The organism is Kitasatospora sp. NPDC054939 (genome assembly GCF_053610105.1).
On the sequence record NZ_JBSGXP010000006.1, the window covers coordinates 15,907 to 31,441 of the forward strand.

The following is a 15,535-nucleotide window of genomic DNA, read 5'->3' on the forward strand; positions in this document are numbered from 1 at the left end:
CCTGGTTTCGCACATGGTTCCGCACTCGCGGCAGCGGAAGGGGCACCAGGGACCACGGCCGGCCTCGGGGCGGCCGGTTGCAGGGCCGCGGCCGGGTATCGGGGCGGCCGATTGCAGGGCCGCGACCGGGCGTTCGCCCTGCCGCAGGACCGGGCGGTCTGGGTAGCGGAACCGGGGCCTTCCGCAGGTGAGCAGGTCCGGCCGGGCCTGCTCACCTGCAGGGGCCCGGCACCGGGACAGGGCATCTGGTGCGTGTGCCGGCCGGGCGCATCTCATCGGTCGGGAGATCATCCGAACCGGCCGGGCGACTCGGCGGCTACCGCCACGGGCGCGTGGGAGTGCCGTCGGGATCCAGCCCGTACTTCCACCACACCGAACCGGGCGAGACAGTGCCGTGCTGCGCGCCGGCGGTCTGCCGGGCTACGGCTTCGGCGCCGCTCCGGCCCCCGGCCTCCTCCCGCATCCGGGCAAGACGGTCCATGGCGTCCGGGTGGCCGGCGTCGGCGGCCTACCGGGCTATGGTTTCGGCACCCTCCCAGTCCCCGGCCAACTCCCGTATCCAGGCAAGGTCGTGGAGTGCATTGGGGTTGCCGGCACCGGCGGCCTGCTGGGCGAGGGCCTCGGCTCCTTCCCGATCCCCGGCCTCCTCCCGCATCAGGGCGAGGCGGTACAGGGCGTCCGGGTCTCCGCTATCGGCCGCCTGCCGGAACAGGGCTTCGGCACCCTCCCCGTCCCCGGCCTCCCGCCGCATCAAGGCGAGGCTGCGGAGGGCGCGGGGGTGGCCGGCCCGGAGCGTCCGCCCGGCGAGGGCTTCGGCACCCTCCCGGTCCCCGGCCTCCTCCCGCATCCGCACGAGGTCGTGCAGGGCATCGGTGTAGCCGGCACCGGCGGCCTGCTGGGCGAGGGCCTCGGCTCCTTCCCGATCCCCGGCCCGCTCCCGCATCCAGGCGAGACGATGCAAGGCGTCCGGGGCACCGGCATCGGCAGCCCGCCGGAACAAGGCTTCGGCACCGTCCCCGTCCCCGGCCTCCTCCCGCATCCGCGCGAGGTTGTACCGGGCACGGGGGTAGCCGGCGTCGGCAGCCTGCCGGTACAGGGCTTCGGCGCCCTCCCGCTCCCCGGCCCGCTCCCGCATCCGTGCCAGGCGATGCAGGGCATACGGATCGCCGGCGGCGGCAGCCTGCCGGTACAGGGCTTCGGCGCCTGCCCGGTCCCCCGCCCGCTCACGTATCCGGGCCAGACCGTCCACGGCATAGGGGTCGCCGGCATCGGCGGCCCGCCGGGCCAGAGCTTCGGCCAGGTCCCGGTCCCCGGCCTGCTCGCGTATCCGGGCGAGACCGGCCAAGGCATAGGGGTCGCCGGCGTCAGCGGCCCGCCGGGCCAGGGTTTCGGCACCTTCCCGGTCCCCGGCCGCCTCCCGTACCCAGGCGAGAGCGTGCAGACCAAAGGGGTCGCCGGCATCGACGGCCCGCCAGTACAGGGCTTCGGCACCCTCCCGGTCCCCGTCCCGATCCAGTCTCACGGCGAGGCTGTAGAGGGCTTCGGGGTGGCCGGCGCGGGCGGCGCGGTTGAGCAGATGGTGGGCCCATTGGAGGCGCTGCCGAGCCCGGGCGGCCTCGGAGAGGCGGTGGAGGTCGTCGGGGCCGAGGTGGGTGAAGGCGGCGTGCCAGAAGGACGCGGGCGGACACAGGAGCCGGCGGGACGCACGACCGTGCTGCTCAAGGTAGTCGGCGAGCCTGTACACCGGCCCCGACGTTCCCGGCCCCAACGTTCCCGACCCCGACGTTCCCGGCCCCGCGGAATCCGTGTCGGTGGGCGGTGGCGGGGTGCCGGGTGGTCGGCGCCGCGGACGGAGAGCGGCGCGGCGCAGGGGTGCCTGGCGGCCGTGGACGGGTCGGGCGAGTTCGGCGAATGCCTGCTCGGCCCAGTCGTCAGCGAGCTCGTCGTGGTCGGTGTCGGTGAGGTAGTCGGCGGCGGCGTCGATGAGGAAGGCCTGTGGGAGGTGGAGGCCGGCGCCGAGACGGCGCGCGTCCATCGCCGCCTCCACCACGGCCCTGGCCGCGGGCGTGCCCTGTTCGTAGCGCACCAGCAACTCCGGGGCACCGGCGAGGTCCTGCGTGACCCGCCCGTCGGCGTCGGCGCGGGCCAGGGCATCGGCGAGCAACCCGTCCCCCCGCCCCGCCAGGACCCTCGCGGCAGCCAGTGCGGCGGCGTCGAACACCTCCGCAACCGCGACCGTACGACCGCTGAGCAACTCCCGCACCCGGCTGTGCCGATCCGCCCCACCCGCGACAGGCAACGCGGCGTACTCTCCGGCGAACTGGGGCCACAACGTGCCAAGCACGAGAACCGGCCCGCGACCGGCATCGGTCAGCAGACCGTGCACCGCGGCAGCCACCCGCTCACCGACCCGTGGATCACCGAGGTAGTGCTGCGCCTCGTTCAGCCACACCACCGTCCGCGGCCCGACCCGGGCGAGATCGGCGAGCGCGGCCTCGGCCCGGGTGGGGTCGAAGGGGTGCCACAGCCGCCAGCCCTCCTCGGCGAGCGGGCGCACCGCCTCCCAGCACGCCCGCGTCTTGCCCGTCGACGACGACCCGACCAGCACCAGGAGCCGGCTGTGCCCGGCCGCCGCCTCCCGTACGGCCTCGGCCAGGTCGCGGTCGTGGGCACGCGGGACGTAGCCGGGCAGTACCCGTTCCTGCCGTGCACCCGCCCCGGCTGCGGCCCGGGCGGCGGGATGGACCTCCAGGTCGTGCGGGTCCCACTCGCCGATCGGCCGGCCCACCACCTCCCCCTCTCCCGCCCTCCGTACCATCTCGCCGGACAGGCCACAATGGTGGTGATGGACCGTCAGATCCCCGCCGACCGAGGTCGCCCCCGCGACGGCCGTCACCACCCGCACCGAGGACGACACCCCCGTGGCGGGCTGCCCCGGGCCGCCGCCCGCGTGCGCGGCCACGGTGTCCTGCCGCCTGCTCGCGTCCGAGGCGCCCGTCGTGTCCTGCGGGCGGCCGGCTTCCCCGCCCACACCGCCACCACCGGTCCGGCCTGCGGAGCCTCCCACGCCGTCGTGGCCGGCGGCTGCGCCGTCCTTGGCGGACCTCCTCCAGGGCCAGGCCGGCGGCGTCACCGGTGGGGCCTGGTCAGGTCGATGCAGGTCAGGGCACCGCCGGCCGCGACCGGCCCGCGCCCGATGGCGCGGATGTCGCACAGGTCGACGTGACGCACCCGCACCCACCCCCAACTCCCGGCCGACACAGCCCCCATGGCCGGAATTGTCCCACCCGGTGGCCCCTCCCGTACGGCTCACGCCGATAGCTCAGCCCTTCGGCAACGCCCGGCGAGCGCCGGGTCAGGGCAGTGTCCGCCGCAACACGATCTCACCCTCGTCGATCTCGCCGGTCTCCTCGAAGCCGGCCGCGCGGTAGAACCTGCGCGCCCGGACGTTCTCCGGCTCGACGCTCAACTGGACGACAGGGGACCGTCGCTCACGCACGATCCAGTCGAGTGCGGCTTCCAGTGCCCGCCGACCGATCCCCTGACCCTGGACACTGCGGTCGACCATGAAGCGCACGATGCTGTGACCCTCGCTCGGCCGCTTCTCGTCGATCGAGTGGAAGAGGACGAACCCGACCGGTTCGTCCCCGCGGTAGACGACCCTGGCCTCGGCGGCCGGGTGGACGTACGCAAGGGCCAGGGAGTCGACGTTCGGGGCGACGTAACCCTCCTGTTCCGGATGGACCTTGAGGGCAAGACACGCCTGGTGGTTCTCCGGCGTGACCGGGCGTGGTTCCACGATGTCGGCCATGGTTCTCGGCCCACCTTCCAGGCGGCTCGGGCCCTCACGGGCGTCTACGGGATCGTCGGCGATCAGGGCCACTCCTCGGTCCACGGCCCTGGGGCATCCCACGATCCCCGAAGAGCCCCCGATGGCATGGTCTTCAACGGAGATCGTCGCAACCTTCCTGACATCGACGCAACGTCAGGACCCAGCTCCGTTGCATCGGACGGGGGGTGAACGCCATGCCGGCCACGTACACCGGCACGGAGAGCGGGCAGTGCGGCAACCCCGGCACCAGGTCCGGCCGACGTGCCGTTCCAGGGGATCGACGTGACCGGCCCGTCCGACTGCAGCGAAGTCCTCACCCCCGTCGACCGGGCCGTGGATGAACCCAACGTACCTGACGATCCGTCAGTACGGGTACGGACCCCGCCCGCCCTGGACGTGATCCGAACCGAGCCTGGAGGACGAATGAAGAGGATCAAGGCCGCAGTGGCCGCCGCGGCGGTTCTCGCCGGCGTCGGGCTGGCCGCCGGGCCCGCCAACGCGGCCGACAGCAGCGCCGTGAAGTCGAACTGCACCAGCAAGCAGTGGGGTGGCAAGTTCTACTGCGGCGGCGCCTACGGCGCGAGCGGCACGACCACGTTCACCTTCCGGGACGGCACCCAGGAGGTCTTCGTCATCGGCACCGATCGCGCCGTGTGGCACAACTGGACCGTCGGCGGGGGCCGCACGCACGGCTGGGTCTCCCTCGGCGGCAAGATGGCGAGCGGCGTCGAGTTCACCGCCCAGAGCACGTCCGGCGCGTTCACCATCGGCGCGATGAGCACCGCCGGCTATCCGATGTACCGCGACCGCGAGGCCAGCGGCTACTGGGGCGACTGGTGGACCCCCGCGGTGTCGTCGAAGGCCTGACCGCCCCACCCCCGGAGCCCGGACAGGTGCCCCCGGGACCGGAGCCCGGTCCCGGGGCCCGGTCCCGGGACCGGGCTTTGGCCGCCTGCCCCGGCTCCGGTGACGCTCCGACCCTGCGTGTCAGGCGCTCTGGGCGGCCCTGTACAGCGGTTTGGTGATCGAGGAGGTGAACTGCGGGCCGACCAGGTGCCGGGTGCAGGAGGTGGTGGTGCCGGTGTCACAGACCAGGCCCGCGGGATTGAGGTAGGCGCCTTGGGTGTTGTCGCCCACCACGGTGCCGATCCCGGAGAACGGGTCGAAGTCGGCGATGCGGGGGCCGCCGCTGGAGCCGCCGCCCATCACACAGGGGGCACCCCACTGGCCCCGCGGCTCCGGGTGGTCCTCGGTCCCGGGGTGCTCTCGGGTCCGTCCCGCGCAGTGGGCGAGCCTGGCCCCGGTGAACTCGGGCAGGCCCGCACGCGCGGGATCGCCCGAGGCCTCGCGCGGATAGCCGAACTCGTGGACCGGAGCGCCGCCCGGCCGGTCGAAGCCGATGCGCTGCGCGACACCGACGGCGTCCTGCACACGCTTGCCCTCGGCGTTGCTGTTCAGGACCAGGAACGCCTGGTCGTACGCGGCGAACCCGGCGTTCTGCTGGTCGTTGAGGAGCCAGGTGGCGTCGACCACCCCAGCGCGTGCGACGAACCTGCCGTACGGCGCGAGGCCGTCGTGGTAGCCAGGGACGAACATCTCGTTCGACAGCCACTCGTTGTTCTCACCGACGAGGTCGGTGCTGTTGACGCAGTGCGCCGCCGTGACGACGGTGCTGCGGTTGGCGCTGTTCACGACGGTCGCGGTACAGCTCTCGTCCTCTCCGTGGTTGGTGAAGAACAGCCTGCCCACCGTCCTGTTCACGGCAGCGGCACCGGTCCACGGAGCTCCGTCGGGCCCGCTCCTGGGCGGGTTTCCGGACGACGGCTGGGTCAGGGCGGCCATCCGCTCCGGAATCCAGTAGTCCAGAACGGCCTGCTGCTGCGCGGCCGTGACCGCCTCCGGATGGACGACCGCCCGGCTTCTGCCGGCCCCGTTCTTCGCTGCGGCCCCCGCGGGCGCAGCCATCGCGAGGCCCGCGGCCAACACGATAGCGATCAGTACGACTTGGGCGCGTGCTCGGCTACGGGCCCCGATGTGGTGACGGCCTTTCCGGCCGTGGGTATGCGACATGTTCGGCACTGTAGGGATGGGACGTCGGATTCCCGTCCAGGGAGCGTTTCACCCCTTCATCAGTAACATCAGATTCCGGTAACGAGTTTCACTCACGTATGGATCAGGCGGCTTGCGGGGCCATGGCAACGCGGCCGTGCAGCAGCACTTCACCGGGCACGTCGTGCGCTGGCCGGTGCCGCACACCAGCGGATCGCGGTGTGGGCGGACGACGGCACCCTCGTCCTGCTCGGCCGCGACGGCGCCGTGACCACCGTTCCCGCCGGCGGTTCGCCAGAGGAAGCGCCGGCCGACCGGCTGGGCACCGTGCTCGACGACCTCACCCGCCGCAGCAACTGCGGCCTCACCGCGGCGGCGTGCGCCGAGGGCGGCGACGGCCAGGTCCTCGCCACCGGCGACGACGCCGGCCACGTGTCGCACACCCTCACGGCGGGCGGCCGCCTGTACACCGACTCGCTCCACCGCGGCCGGGTCACCACCCTCGACCTCACCCCCACCACCGGCGGCCTGCTCCAGATCAGCGGCGGCGACGACACCGTCTGGCACTGGTACCACCGGGGCCTGCGACCCACCTGCATCGACACCCGCCCCGGCGCCGTCACAGCCGTCGCCGCCACCGCCACCGCCACCCCCGACGGCGTTCTCACCGCCGCCGCCTGGGCCGACGGCCTCGTCCGCCTCTACCGCCCCGGCACGGGCTCCCCGGTCGACCTCAACCTCGTCCGCCCCGTCCACGGACTCACCGCCAGGCCCGACGGCCGGATCCACACCGCATTCCCGGAGGCCGTCATCGCACTCGTCCTCGCCTGACGGCCGCGAACCGGTGCCTGCTGCTCGCGCAACTTGACGTTCAACGATTTGTATCGGTTCGGCGTGGTTCGGTGCCCTTTCTATGGCGGGTGGACCGGGTATACGTCTCGCCGACGGCCAGATCGGATGTCGGCGGGGCCGGGCGGTGGGCATCCGCGCAGAACGGCTTCCGGGAGGCGCTGGGTGATCACGCCGGCGGCCGCACATCGGGGGTGAGCAGCACGGGGGTGACGGAGCGCGGGTGGAGGCGCTGGGAGGCGGCAAGCCCTGGCGGCCGTAGATGGACCCCTTGGTCGCAATCGACGCGCGACACTGTCAGACCGTCAGAACCCGTACAGGGGTGGCGTTCTGTGGATCGGCGCGCGGGGATCGGCCGGTGCAGCCGGTCCCCGCGAAGCGGTGAGCCGTCGCCTCGGCGGCGGCCTCCTCCCAGGTCGCGGGCCGACCGCGCCGCCGCCGTCCGGCCATGCCGTGGCGGCGGCGGTCCGACGGAGGACTCACGGCCCGCCGACAGCCGGACCGGCAGCCGTGGGGCCACCGCCCGGGCCGGCGAGCCAGGCGGCGGCGAGATCGGTGACCACGGCGCCGCCGCGATCGCTCAGGTGGAGGTGGTCCACGCACAGGTGCAGGCCGTTGCTGCGGGCGACGTCGTCCCAGGTGCGGCCGAGCAGGTAGTGCTGGGCCGCCGCGCCGTAGGCCAGGGCGAACCCGAAGTCGTACGTCCGGGGGCTGCCTCCCCGCTGGTGCAGCAGGTCGACCATCCGCTCGTTGAGGGGCAGGTAGTCGGCCCCGGTGCGGTCGGCGACCTCCTGGACGGCGGCGTTGTAGGCGGCGAGCCGCAGGTTGGGTCCGGCGTCGAGGCGTTCGCCGAGCGGCGGCAGGGAGAGCAGGGCGATCCGTGCGGACGTCCCGGCCCGGATGCGGTCGACGATCGCCCGCAGGTTGTCGCGGTACTGCTCCGGCGGTACGTCCTCGCGGACGTCGTTGGCGCCGATCAGCAGGGTGACGGCGGTCGGCCGGCACGCCACGATATCGGAGTCGACCCGCTCCAGCAGGTCGGCGGTGGTGTTGCCGTTGACCCCGGCGTTGACGAGTTCGTGGCCCTGGGCTTCGGGCCGTGCGCGCAGTGCGCCGACCCAGTCGGCGCCGAGCGTGCCCCGCGTCATGCTGGCGCCGGCCGCCACCACGACGGGGCGATCGCCCGGGGCGGGTGCGTGGCCGCAGGCCGCGGCGGGGGCGTTCTCGGGGGCTCGCAGGAAGGTGAGCCAGCCGACCGTTCCCGCGGCGCCGAGGGTCCCCGCGAGGGCGAGCCCCAGAACGGCGGCAAGTGCCCGCCGCCGGGTGATCCGCCGCTTCGGGGGCTTCTCGTTCGTCACGGACGGTACGCCGTCCGTCGCGGTCACGGTCGCTACGCCGTTCGTCGTGGTCGCTGCATCGTTCGTCATGGTCAGTAACCCAGGCCGATGGTGTGGCCGGCGGTGGCGGGGTCGGCGAGCGCGGCCAGCACGGCCCGGGCGAGGTCGGTGCGGGCGATGGTGATGCCGCCGCGCACGTTCCGGTCGACGGCGGTGCGGTACGGCCGGGGCTTCCCGTCGGTGAGGCGGGAGGGCCGCATGATCGTCCAGTCCAGTCCGCTGGCGCGGACCGCGTCGTCGGTGCGGGCGAAGTCGGCGAAGCCCTCGCGCAGGTAGCGCCGCAGCATCGGCTTGACGACGGCCCGGGTGAACGGGCCGTCGCCCTGGTCGACGACGTGGCCGCTGGCGGTGACGACGACCAGGCGGCGGGTGCCGGCGGCGTGCATGGCGGCGATGATCGCGCGGGCGCCGTCGGTGCAGACCGAGGTGTCGGTGCGGTGGCGGGGCCCGAGCGTCGAGACGACGGCGTCCCGGCCCGCCACGGCCTCGCGGATCGCGGCCGGGTCCATGGCGTCCGCGGTCACGGTGCACAGGTCCGGGTGGCCGGTGTGCGGGAGTCGGGCCGGGTCGCGGACCACGGCCGTGACGTGGTGGCCGGCCTCCAGCGACTGCTCCACGAGGTGGCGGCCAGTGCCGCCGGTGGCGCCGAAAACGGTGATGCGCATGGCTGATTCCCCCAGGTCGAAGTGGGTTAGTGAACACTAGCCCCTAGAATGGCTAGTGTTCACTAACCTGTCAATGCGAACCGGAGAGAGGCAGCATGAGCACGCGGGAGCGGATCCTCGACGCGGCGGCGCAGATCCTGCGCACCCGCGGCGTGGTCCAGGCCACCACCAAGGAGATCGCGCAGGCCACGGGCGTCTCGGAGCCCACGCTCTACAAGTACTTCGGCGACAAGGAGCGGCTCCTGCTCGCCGTGCTCCAGGAGCGCCTGCCCGGCCCGTCCCGCGTCGACGTCCGACCGGGCGAACGCGACGTCGCCGGCAACCTGACCGAACTCGCCCACGCGACAATGGACTTCTACCAGCGCTCGATCCCGATGCTGGGCGCCCTGCTGGCCGATCCCCAGCGCATGGCCGCCCACCGCGAGGCCATGAGCAGGCACGGAGCCGGCCCCGACCGAGCCGTCACCGGCTTCGCCGCCTACCTGCGTGCCGAACAGGGCCTCGGGCGGATCACGGCCGACGCGGACCCGGACGCCGCCGCGGCACTGCTCGTCGGCGCCTGCTTCCACGAGGCCTTCCTGCGCCACTACACCGAGGGCCCCACCGCCGCACCCGCCCCCCGCAAGCGCGCCGAAGCCCTCGTCCGGGCCGTCCTCGCACCCCTGCAGTGACCCGCGCGGTCACCGCGAACGCCCCCGCGTCCGCCGGCTCGATCCGGTCGTCGGGGCGAGGCTCTGCGGGAGGCCTCGCGTAGGCCGTGGAACATTGCGGTGCATCATGAGAACCAAAGTCCAGGTCTTCGTCGCCGACGGCCCGCTGCCCGACTGGGACTCCACCGAAGAAGAGAGCGACGGACGCTGCCAACAGCTGGACGCGATCACCAAACCTGTCACCGCCGAGGAAGCCCACGCCCTGGCTACCTGCTGTGGACCCGATGACTGCTACGGCACCGGCTGAACACTGAGCCACCTCATCGAAACAGCCCCCTGGACCACTGCCCGTCGTCCCCCGCCCCAGCGCCGACACTCCTGGGACATCCCCTGGACTGGTGGTCTCCGGTACTCGGTGGTGCTGAACAGGTCAGCACCAGCAGCTCGGATGCGGCGGTCGGCGGGGGTGCGTCAGCACGGTGTCGTAAGGTCCACGGCATGACCACGCGTCCCACAGGGCAGGCGGCCGGGCCGTACGATGCTGCCTTCCTACCGCGCCGGCAGATGGTTCTTCGGGCGCCCGAGCGGCCGATCACCGATCCGGTGGCGAAGCTCGGCGGTGATCCGGTCTGGCTGTCCGAACCCACCTGGCCCGTGGACCCGCGTACCAATGCGCCCTTGGTGTTCATCGGCCAGTTCCCCGTCCCCGGCGACGAGCTCCACCTGGCCTACCTCTTCCTGGACGAGGAGGACCAGATCATGGGCGGGATGAACCCGGAGGCCGGAGACGGCGTGCTGCTGATTCAACCCGGCGGCCGCATCCCCTCCTTCGCGGTCATCGGGCCGCCGGGAACGCACGGTCGGACGCTCTGGTGCTGGGGGCCTGACGAGTCGGAGATCCCCGTCGAGTGGCACGTCGACCTGCAACCCGTATCACCGGAGGTCGACCGTTCGATCGATGAGCAGGCCGCATGGGAGCGGGGCATGCGCGGCGAAGGCCCTGACGTCGGACTTCCTGGCGGCGAAGACCTGCACGACTACTACGGCGGATCCGCCTGCTACCCCAACTGCTACGCGCGGGTCGGGTCCCCCTGACAGTTCCTCTTCAAGATCAGCGACGCCGGCGAAGCCGACGCCGATCCGTACGTCCTCAACTTCGGCTCCGGCTACGGATTTGCCTTCGTCAGCCCCGATCACCGCGAAGGGCGCTTCTTCTGGGAATGCTCATAGTCGCTGAGCCCACTCGGCGGCGCACTCACTCTCCTGTTGGCCCCTGCCGACCGGAACCGACCGCTCGCGATGCCGATCTCCAGGAGTCGGTGGAGGACAGCGGGGCAGCTGGGCGGCAAGATCAATCAGCGACGCCTTCCGGCCGACCCCAGGAGGGAAGGCCGATGACTCGAAGGCGGGCACCGCGACCATGTGCCGTCAACAGTCGGGATACTGCCCTCATGGCCGTCCCCCAGCAACTTGCCCGAGTCTCGGCGGAGTACCTCGCCGCCTGCCGTCAGTCAGCCGCAGAATCACCCGACGGAGATCACCACTGGGATCCGCCGTCCGCAGACTGGCTGGATCTGGACTGGGCACCCTCCATGCTGAAGCGCGCCTGCGAACTGACGCGACTCAACGCTGTTCACCTGGAGGCGCTCAAGCGCGCGACCGATGGCGACAGCGGCATCGATCTGGACTTCCTCCACGCGAACCCGCACGCGATCGCCCCCTTCAGCACCTCCGCTCCAACGGCCCTCTGCCCAGAAGCAGTCGCCCAGGTGGCGGCGCTGCTCGAAGAGATCGACATGCCGGCGATCCTCCAGTCGGTCCTGGACAGCGGCACAGCATCCGAGCTCGGCCAGGGGTTCACCGGCGATCCAACGACATACCTGCTGGGCCACTTCGGTGCGCTACGCGAGTTCTACACGGAGGCGGCCCGGAGGGAGCTTCACGTCGTGCTGTGGTGGGACTGACCCGGCAGGCCTCCTCGATCCGCCGACAGCAGTGACCGGGGATGGCTGGCTCACGCCGCCGGGCAGGGCCTGAGAATCACGTGACCACAGCCCTGGAGACCTACCTGACGGTCGACACTCCGGACACCGTCATCCTGCCGACCGCCCCGGACGGCGCCACCGACCTACCACCGACCGCGGCCGAGCCCGGCACCCACCGGTACCGATGGCGCCTGCGACGACTTGGGCGGCGGCGAACGGGGGGCGACGCCGCCCGGCGCGCCCGGCAGACCCCACCCGGTGGGCCTCCCAGGCGGCGGGGGAACGTCGTCGGGGCCTGTCTGGCGGGTCGTGTGCGGCGCCCCGCTCCCGCCAGACAGGTCGGACCGACAGGCCGCTACTCTGCAGGGCTCCCGAGGAGGAAGTCGGCGACTGCTGCGGCGATGGTGGCGGGATGCTGCTCGGGGCCGAAGTGGTCGAGCTTGGGGAAGAGCTTGAGCTGGGAGTCGGGCAGGATCTCGTGGATGCGCGGGGCCGCGCGTCCTGCCCCGGTGCTCCGCACGTCCTTGCCCGCCATGAGCAGGACGGGCTGGGTGAGTTGCCCGTACTCGCGGAAGGTGCTGTCCCGGGCGGCGATTTCGGCGTGTTCGAGGATCGCGGCGGGCAGCAGGGCGTGTTTCTGCAGCCGCTCGGGCTTCTTGAGGGCGAGGGGGAGGATCAGCCTCAGCAGCCAGCGCGGCGCCTTGCCGCTGGTCTCGGGGTTGACCCCCTGGACGAACGTCAGGAAGGCCTCGGCCGGCTTCCCGGCGGCGAGTTGGCGGTGGCACCGGTCGGTCCAGTCGACGGGGATCGAACCGTCGATGGACACGCCGGGCTCGTAGACGGCGATGCGCTCGAAGGCGGAACCCGCCAGTGCGGCCTCCAGGGTCAGGAAGCCTCCGAAGCTGTGGCCGAACACGAACCGCGCCCAGGTGGCCGCCCGGACGGCCTCGATGTCCGCGCACTCGGCTCGCGCGCTGTACGCGTCACCCTGGGGGCCGCTCGCGCCGCGCCCGCGCCGCTCGATGACGTGCACCGTGAAGCGGTCCGCCAACGCCCCCGCCAGTGCGTCGAAGTCGGCCGCGAGCGCGAAGGCTCCGGGCACCACCAGGAGCCCCGGGCCGGATCCGACACTGCGGTAGCCGATGGTGGTGCCGTCGGCGGAGCGCACTGTTCCGACCGTCGCACCCGGCACTCTGACATGGGTAGCCATGTCGTTCCCCCCATTCAAACGATCACATGGTCCCGTGCACAGTACGCCCACCGGCCGTGGACGGAAAGGCAGTTCCGACCACTGGGAGAGGGGGTGCTCCGACAGGTCCGACCGCCGGCCCCGACGTCGCAGCGGCGGCACCACCGCCGGAAGGACCCAGGCCGGCGGAAGCATGACCCGTTGCTTGCCCTCGGCGGCGCCTGCGTCGACCTGCTCGCGTCACAGGTGGACGGATCCACCGGGCCGGGCACCCGATATGAGGTGATTGCATCCCGTTTGCACACCCTGACCGAGGCGCCCCCACGGCTGCAATTGAAAATGAGTGTCATATTCGTATAGAACTACGGAGTGCTCACCTCACGACACGTGCTGGAGCGCCCGATGGCCGGAGCCCGGCCCTTCGCGCTGCCCGCACTCCGACATCCCACGGTCTCCACGCTCCTGGCGGAGCACCGCGTCCTGCTCGCCGACCTCCTCCACGGCTTGGGGTCACCGCTGCACATCGTGCTGCCCGAGGTCTTCGAGGAGAACGCGGCCCGACTCCGGCGGGCGTTCTCCGAGGCGGGCGCCGACGCCGACCTCCTGTTCGCCAAGAAGGCGAACAAGGCCGACTGCTTCGTCACCTCCGCCGCCGCCCTCGGCATCGGGGTCGACGTCGCCAGCACAGCCGAACTCGTCAAGGCCCTTGCGGGCGGCATCCCCGGGCACCGGATCGGGATCTCCGGTCCGGAGAAGGACGACACCCTGCACGCCCTCGCCGTTCAGCACGGCTGCCTGGTGGCCGTCGACTCGCTCAGCGAACTCCGCCGGCTCGCCACGACCGCGCGGCTCGCGCGGCGGCCGGCCCGTGTGCTGCTGCGATCCCGGACGGCCGGCCAACCCGGAAGCCGCTTCGGCATGTCCGCCGCCGAGCGTGAGGCCGCCGTCGGCCTGTGTGCGGAACTCGGCTACCGGATCAGCCTGCGCGGGTTCTCCTTCCACCTGAACGGCTACTGCGCCGCAGAGCGCGCGACGGCGGCCAACGAGATGATCGAGCACTGCCTCGACGCCCGCCGACGGGGCTCGCCGTCCGCCGAACTGGTCGACATCGGCGGCGGGTTGCCGGTCCGCTACGTCGAACCTCGGCTCTGGGACGAGTTCCTGCAGCAGAACGAGCCGGCCCACTACCACGGGTCCAAGGACTTCAGGGACTTCTACCCGTACGGCGGGCAGACCGCGGCCGAGGCCGTGCGCGCGATCATGGCGCACCCGGTCGACGGCGGCCGGAGCCTGGCGGCGAAGGCGGCGCGCAACGGCATCCGGTTCGTGGTCGAGCCGGGCCGGGCCCTGCTGGACCAGGCCGGATTCACCCTGTACCGCGTCCAGCAGGTCGACGACCGACGGGACACCGACGGGTACGCGATCGTCACCGTCGCGGGTAGCAGCTTCAGCCTCTCCGAACAGTGGTTCAACAGCGACTACCTCCCCGACCCGCTCCTGCTGTCGGCCCGGGCCGTACGACCCGCCCGGCCCACCCGGCCCATCGAGTCCGCCCGGTCCACCCGGTCCGCCGCCTACGACGACGCCTATGACGACGAGCTGTTCCCGGCCTGCGTCGCGGGCTCCACCTGTCTGGAGAGCGACTTGGTGACCTGGCGGAAGATCGGCTTCCCGCGGCCCGTACGACGCGGCGACCACCTGGTCTACCTCAACACCGCCGGCTACCAGATGGACTCCAACGAATCACCGTTCCACGACGCCGCACTGCCGCACAAGGCCGTGCTCCGGCTCGGCGACGGCAGCGGCCCGCCGCGCTGGCGGCTGGACGGCACCTGATGCACCGGGTGCACCCACCGAACAACCCCCGTACCACCCCAAGGAGAAGCCCCGTATGACGCCGAGCTACGCCCCGCCCGGGAAGTTGTGGCTACTGCCGCAATCGCAGCAGGAAGGGCTGGACCTCGACCGCCGGCAGGTGATCGCGGTGGTCGAGCAGGCCTACCGTGCGTTGCGCGAAGGCGGCTCGGACAACCCGGTCAAGACGATCATCGACGGCCCCGGCCACCACTCCCTGAGCTACTCGATGGTGGCCAGGGACGCCGGAAGCGGCACCGTCTGCTTCAAGGCCGTCTACGAGTTCGACCCGCGCCGCACCCGCGACAGCTACCGGTTCCACTCGTTCGTCTTCCTCGTGGACGACACCACCGGGGCGCCCATCGCGCTGATGGACGTGGTGAAGCTGGGACCGCTGCGGTCCTCGGCCACCACCGCACTGTTCGCCCGCGCGGCCTGCCCGGATGCACGCAGCGCCCTGGTCGTCGGCACCGGTGTCCAGGCGCAGGCGGCCCTGCCGATGCTGCTCGCGGCCCTGCCGGGGCTGGAGCGGCTCCAGGTGTTCGGCACCTACCCCGACGGCCTGCGCGCCGTCCAGGACAGCGTCGAAGGCCGCGAGGTGGAGGTCGTCGGGGACCTCCGGCAGGCGGCCGGCGAGGCGGACATCGTGATCGGTGCCGCCGGCCTGTCCGCCACGCAGGAGGTCCGGCGCGACTGGATGAAGCCGGGCTCGGTCGCCGTGCTCCTCGGGTACGGCGTGCACGCCGACGTGTGCCACGGCGCGGACTACCGGATCGCCACCGACACCGCCCAGATGCACGCCACCTGCGACGACCTGCGGGACGAGGACGGCGTCCTGCCGCCGGTGGACGCCCAGCTGCCCGACGTCCTGCTGGGCCGGGCACCCGCCCGCCGCCGTCCGGACGACGTGGTCTTCGCCTACAACAGCGGGATGGCCGTCACCGACGCCGCACTGGGCAGGTACGTCGCCGATCTCGCGCTGGCGGGCGGGCGCGGGGAAACGGTCGGCTTCTGGTGAGCACCGACACGACCGACACCACAAGCACCACGGGCACGACAAGCACG

At 72.4% G+C, this 15,535-nt stretch carries 15 protein-coding genes; 8 read left to right on the plus strand and 7 right to left on the minus strand.

Annotated elements, in window-relative coordinates; genetic code table 11:
- Nucleotides 1-508: 508 nt before the first annotated feature.
- The 3 genes from ACWGB8_RS03375 to ACWGB8_RS03385 all read right to left on the minus strand — a co-directional run bounded on the left by ACWGB8_RS03375 (nt 509) and on the right by ACWGB8_RS03385 (nt 3,811).
- Entirely contained in the window at nt 509-3,031 is a 2,523-nt protein-coding gene (locus ACWGB8_RS03375; protein ID WP_452209778.1) for an SEL1-like repeat protein, read from the minus strand.
- Between the two features lie 98 nt (nt 3,032-3,129).
- Nucleotides 3,130-3,270: a hypothetical protein gene (locus tag ACWGB8_RS03380; RefSeq protein ID WP_452209780.1), complete on the minus strand. Its 141-nt coding sequence runs from the start codon at nt 3,268-3,270 to the stop codon at nt 3,130-3,132.
- An 85-nt stretch (nt 3,271-3,355) separates the two neighbouring features.
- Nucleotides 3,356-3,811, minus strand: coding sequence for a GNAT family N-acetyltransferase (locus ACWGB8_RS03385; RefSeq protein WP_452209782.1), 456 nt, complete (start codon nt 3,809-3,811; stop codon nt 3,356-3,358).
- Nucleotides 3,812-4,255: 444 nt separating this feature from the next.
- Between ACWGB8_RS03385 and ACWGB8_RS03390 the strand changes: the two genes are divergently transcribed.
- Nucleotides 4,256-4,699, plus strand: a complete 444-nt coding sequence (locus ACWGB8_RS03390; RefSeq protein ID WP_452209783.1) for a hypothetical protein — start codon at nt 4,256-4,258, stop codon at nt 4,697-4,699.
- Between the two features lie 120 nt (nt 4,700-4,819).
- Here ACWGB8_RS03390 and ACWGB8_RS03395 read toward each other — a convergent pair whose 3' ends face one another.
- Nucleotides 4,820-5,593, minus strand: coding sequence for a trypsin-like serine peptidase (locus tag ACWGB8_RS03395; protein WP_452209785.1), 774 nt, complete (start codon nt 5,591-5,593; stop codon nt 4,820-4,822).
- Nucleotides 5,594-6,100: 507 nt separating this feature from the next.
- On the opposite strand from ACWGB8_RS03395, the gene ACWGB8_RS03400 reads away from it, so the two are divergent.
- Entirely contained in the window at nt 6,101-6,712 is a 612-nt protein-coding gene (locus ACWGB8_RS03400; protein ID WP_452209787.1) for a hypothetical protein, read from the plus strand.
- Nucleotides 6,713-7,209: 497 nt separating this feature from the next.
- Here the strand turns inward: ACWGB8_RS03400 and ACWGB8_RS03405 are convergent, their stop codons facing one another.
- Nucleotides 7,210-8,157 (minus strand): SGNH/GDSL hydrolase family protein, encoded by a 948-nt coding sequence (locus ACWGB8_RS03405; RefSeq protein WP_452209788.1) that lies wholly within the window; start codon nt 8,155-8,157, stop codon nt 7,210-7,212.
- A 2-nt stretch (nt 8,158-8,159) separates the two neighbouring features.
- Nucleotides 8,160-8,792 (minus strand): NAD(P)-dependent oxidoreductase, encoded by a 633-nt coding sequence (locus ACWGB8_RS03410; RefSeq protein WP_452209790.1) that lies wholly within the window; start codon nt 8,790-8,792, stop codon nt 8,160-8,162.
- Between the two features lie 95 nt (nt 8,793-8,887).
- Between ACWGB8_RS03410 and ACWGB8_RS03415 the strand changes: the two genes are divergently transcribed.
- From ACWGB8_RS03415 to ACWGB8_RS03430, 4 genes are all read left to right on the plus strand, one after another.
- Complete coding sequence (locus ACWGB8_RS03415) at nt 8,888-9,463, plus strand: TetR/AcrR family transcriptional regulator (RefSeq protein WP_452209792.1); 576 nt, start codon at nt 8,888-8,890, stop codon at nt 9,461-9,463.
- A gap of 106 nt (nt 9,464-9,569) precedes the next feature.
- Nucleotides 9,570-9,749 (plus strand): hypothetical protein, encoded by a 180-nt coding sequence (locus ACWGB8_RS03420; protein ID WP_452209794.1) that lies wholly within the window; start codon nt 9,570-9,572, stop codon nt 9,747-9,749.
- A 191-nt stretch (nt 9,750-9,940) separates the two neighbouring features.
- Nucleotides 9,941-10,537 (plus strand): hypothetical protein, encoded by a 597-nt coding sequence (locus tag ACWGB8_RS03425; RefSeq protein ID WP_452209796.1) that lies wholly within the window; start codon nt 9,941-9,943, stop codon nt 10,535-10,537.
- A gap of 356 nt (nt 10,538-10,893) precedes the next feature.
- Entirely contained in the window at nt 10,894-11,406 is a 513-nt protein-coding gene (locus tag ACWGB8_RS03430; RefSeq protein ID WP_452209798.1) for a DUF1877 domain-containing protein, read from the plus strand.
- A gap of 376 nt (nt 11,407-11,782) precedes the next feature.
- Here ACWGB8_RS03430 and ACWGB8_RS03435 read toward each other — a convergent pair whose 3' ends face one another.
- Entirely contained in the window at nt 11,783-12,595 is an 813-nt protein-coding gene (locus ACWGB8_RS03435; protein WP_452209800.1) for an alpha/beta fold hydrolase, read from the minus strand.
- 423 nt (nt 12,596-13,018) lie between these two features.
- Between ACWGB8_RS03435 and ACWGB8_RS03440 the strand changes: the two genes are divergently transcribed.
- Both ACWGB8_RS03440 and ACWGB8_RS03445 read left to right on the plus strand, forming a co-directional pair.
- Nucleotides 13,019-14,452 (plus strand): alanine racemase, encoded by a 1,434-nt coding sequence (locus ACWGB8_RS03440; RefSeq protein ID WP_452209901.1) that lies wholly within the window; start codon nt 13,019-13,021, stop codon nt 14,450-14,452.
- A 55-nt stretch (nt 14,453-14,507) separates the two neighbouring features.
- Complete coding sequence (locus ACWGB8_RS03445) at nt 14,508-15,488, plus strand: ornithine cyclodeaminase (RefSeq protein WP_452209801.1); 981 nt, start codon at nt 14,508-14,510, stop codon at nt 15,486-15,488.
- Nucleotides 15,489-15,535: the final 47 nt, after the last annotated feature.

What these genes read in the sequence shown, in the direction of transcription:
- ACWGB8_RS03410 (WP_452209790.1), bottom strand. Translation starts at nt 8,792, where the DNA reads ATGCGCATCACCGTTTTCGGCGCCACCGGCGGCACTGGCCGCCACCTC.
- ACWGB8_RS03380 (WP_452209780.1), bottom strand. Translation starts at nt 3,270, where the DNA reads ATGGGGGCTGTGTCGGCCGGGAGTTGGGGGTGGGTGCGGGTGCGTCAC.
- ACWGB8_RS03445 (WP_452209801.1), top strand. Translation starts at nt 14,508, where the DNA reads ATGACGCCGAGCTACGCCCCGCCCGGGAAGTTGTGGCTACTGCCGCAA.
- ACWGB8_RS03390 (WP_452209783.1), top strand. Translation starts at nt 4,256, where the DNA reads ATGAAGAGGATCAAGGCCGCAGTGGCCGCCGCGGCGGTTCTCGCCGGC.
- ACWGB8_RS03440 (WP_452209901.1), top strand. Translation starts at nt 13,019, where the DNA reads ATGGCCGGAGCCCGGCCCTTCGCGCTGCCCGCACTCCGACATCCCACG.
- ACWGB8_RS03430 (WP_452209798.1), top strand. Translation starts at nt 10,894, where the DNA reads ATGGCCGTCCCCCAGCAACTTGCCCGAGTCTCGGCGGAGTACCTCGCC.
- ACWGB8_RS03425 (WP_452209796.1), top strand. Translation starts at nt 9,941, where the DNA reads ATGACCACGCGTCCCACAGGGCAGGCGGCCGGGCCGTACGATGCTGCC.
- ACWGB8_RS03420 (WP_452209794.1), top strand. Translation starts at nt 9,570, where the DNA reads ATGAGAACCAAAGTCCAGGTCTTCGTCGCCGACGGCCCGCTGCCCGAC.
- ACWGB8_RS03415 (WP_452209792.1), top strand. Translation starts at nt 8,888, where the DNA reads ATGAGCACGCGGGAGCGGATCCTCGACGCGGCGGCGCAGATCCTGCGC.
- ACWGB8_RS03405 (WP_452209788.1), bottom strand. Translation starts at nt 8,157, where the DNA reads ATGACGAACGATGCAGCGACCACGACGAACGGCGTAGCGACCGTGACC.
- ACWGB8_RS03385 (WP_452209782.1), bottom strand. Translation starts at nt 3,811, where the DNA reads ATGGCCGACATCGTGGAACCACGCCCGGTCACGCCGGAGAACCACCAG.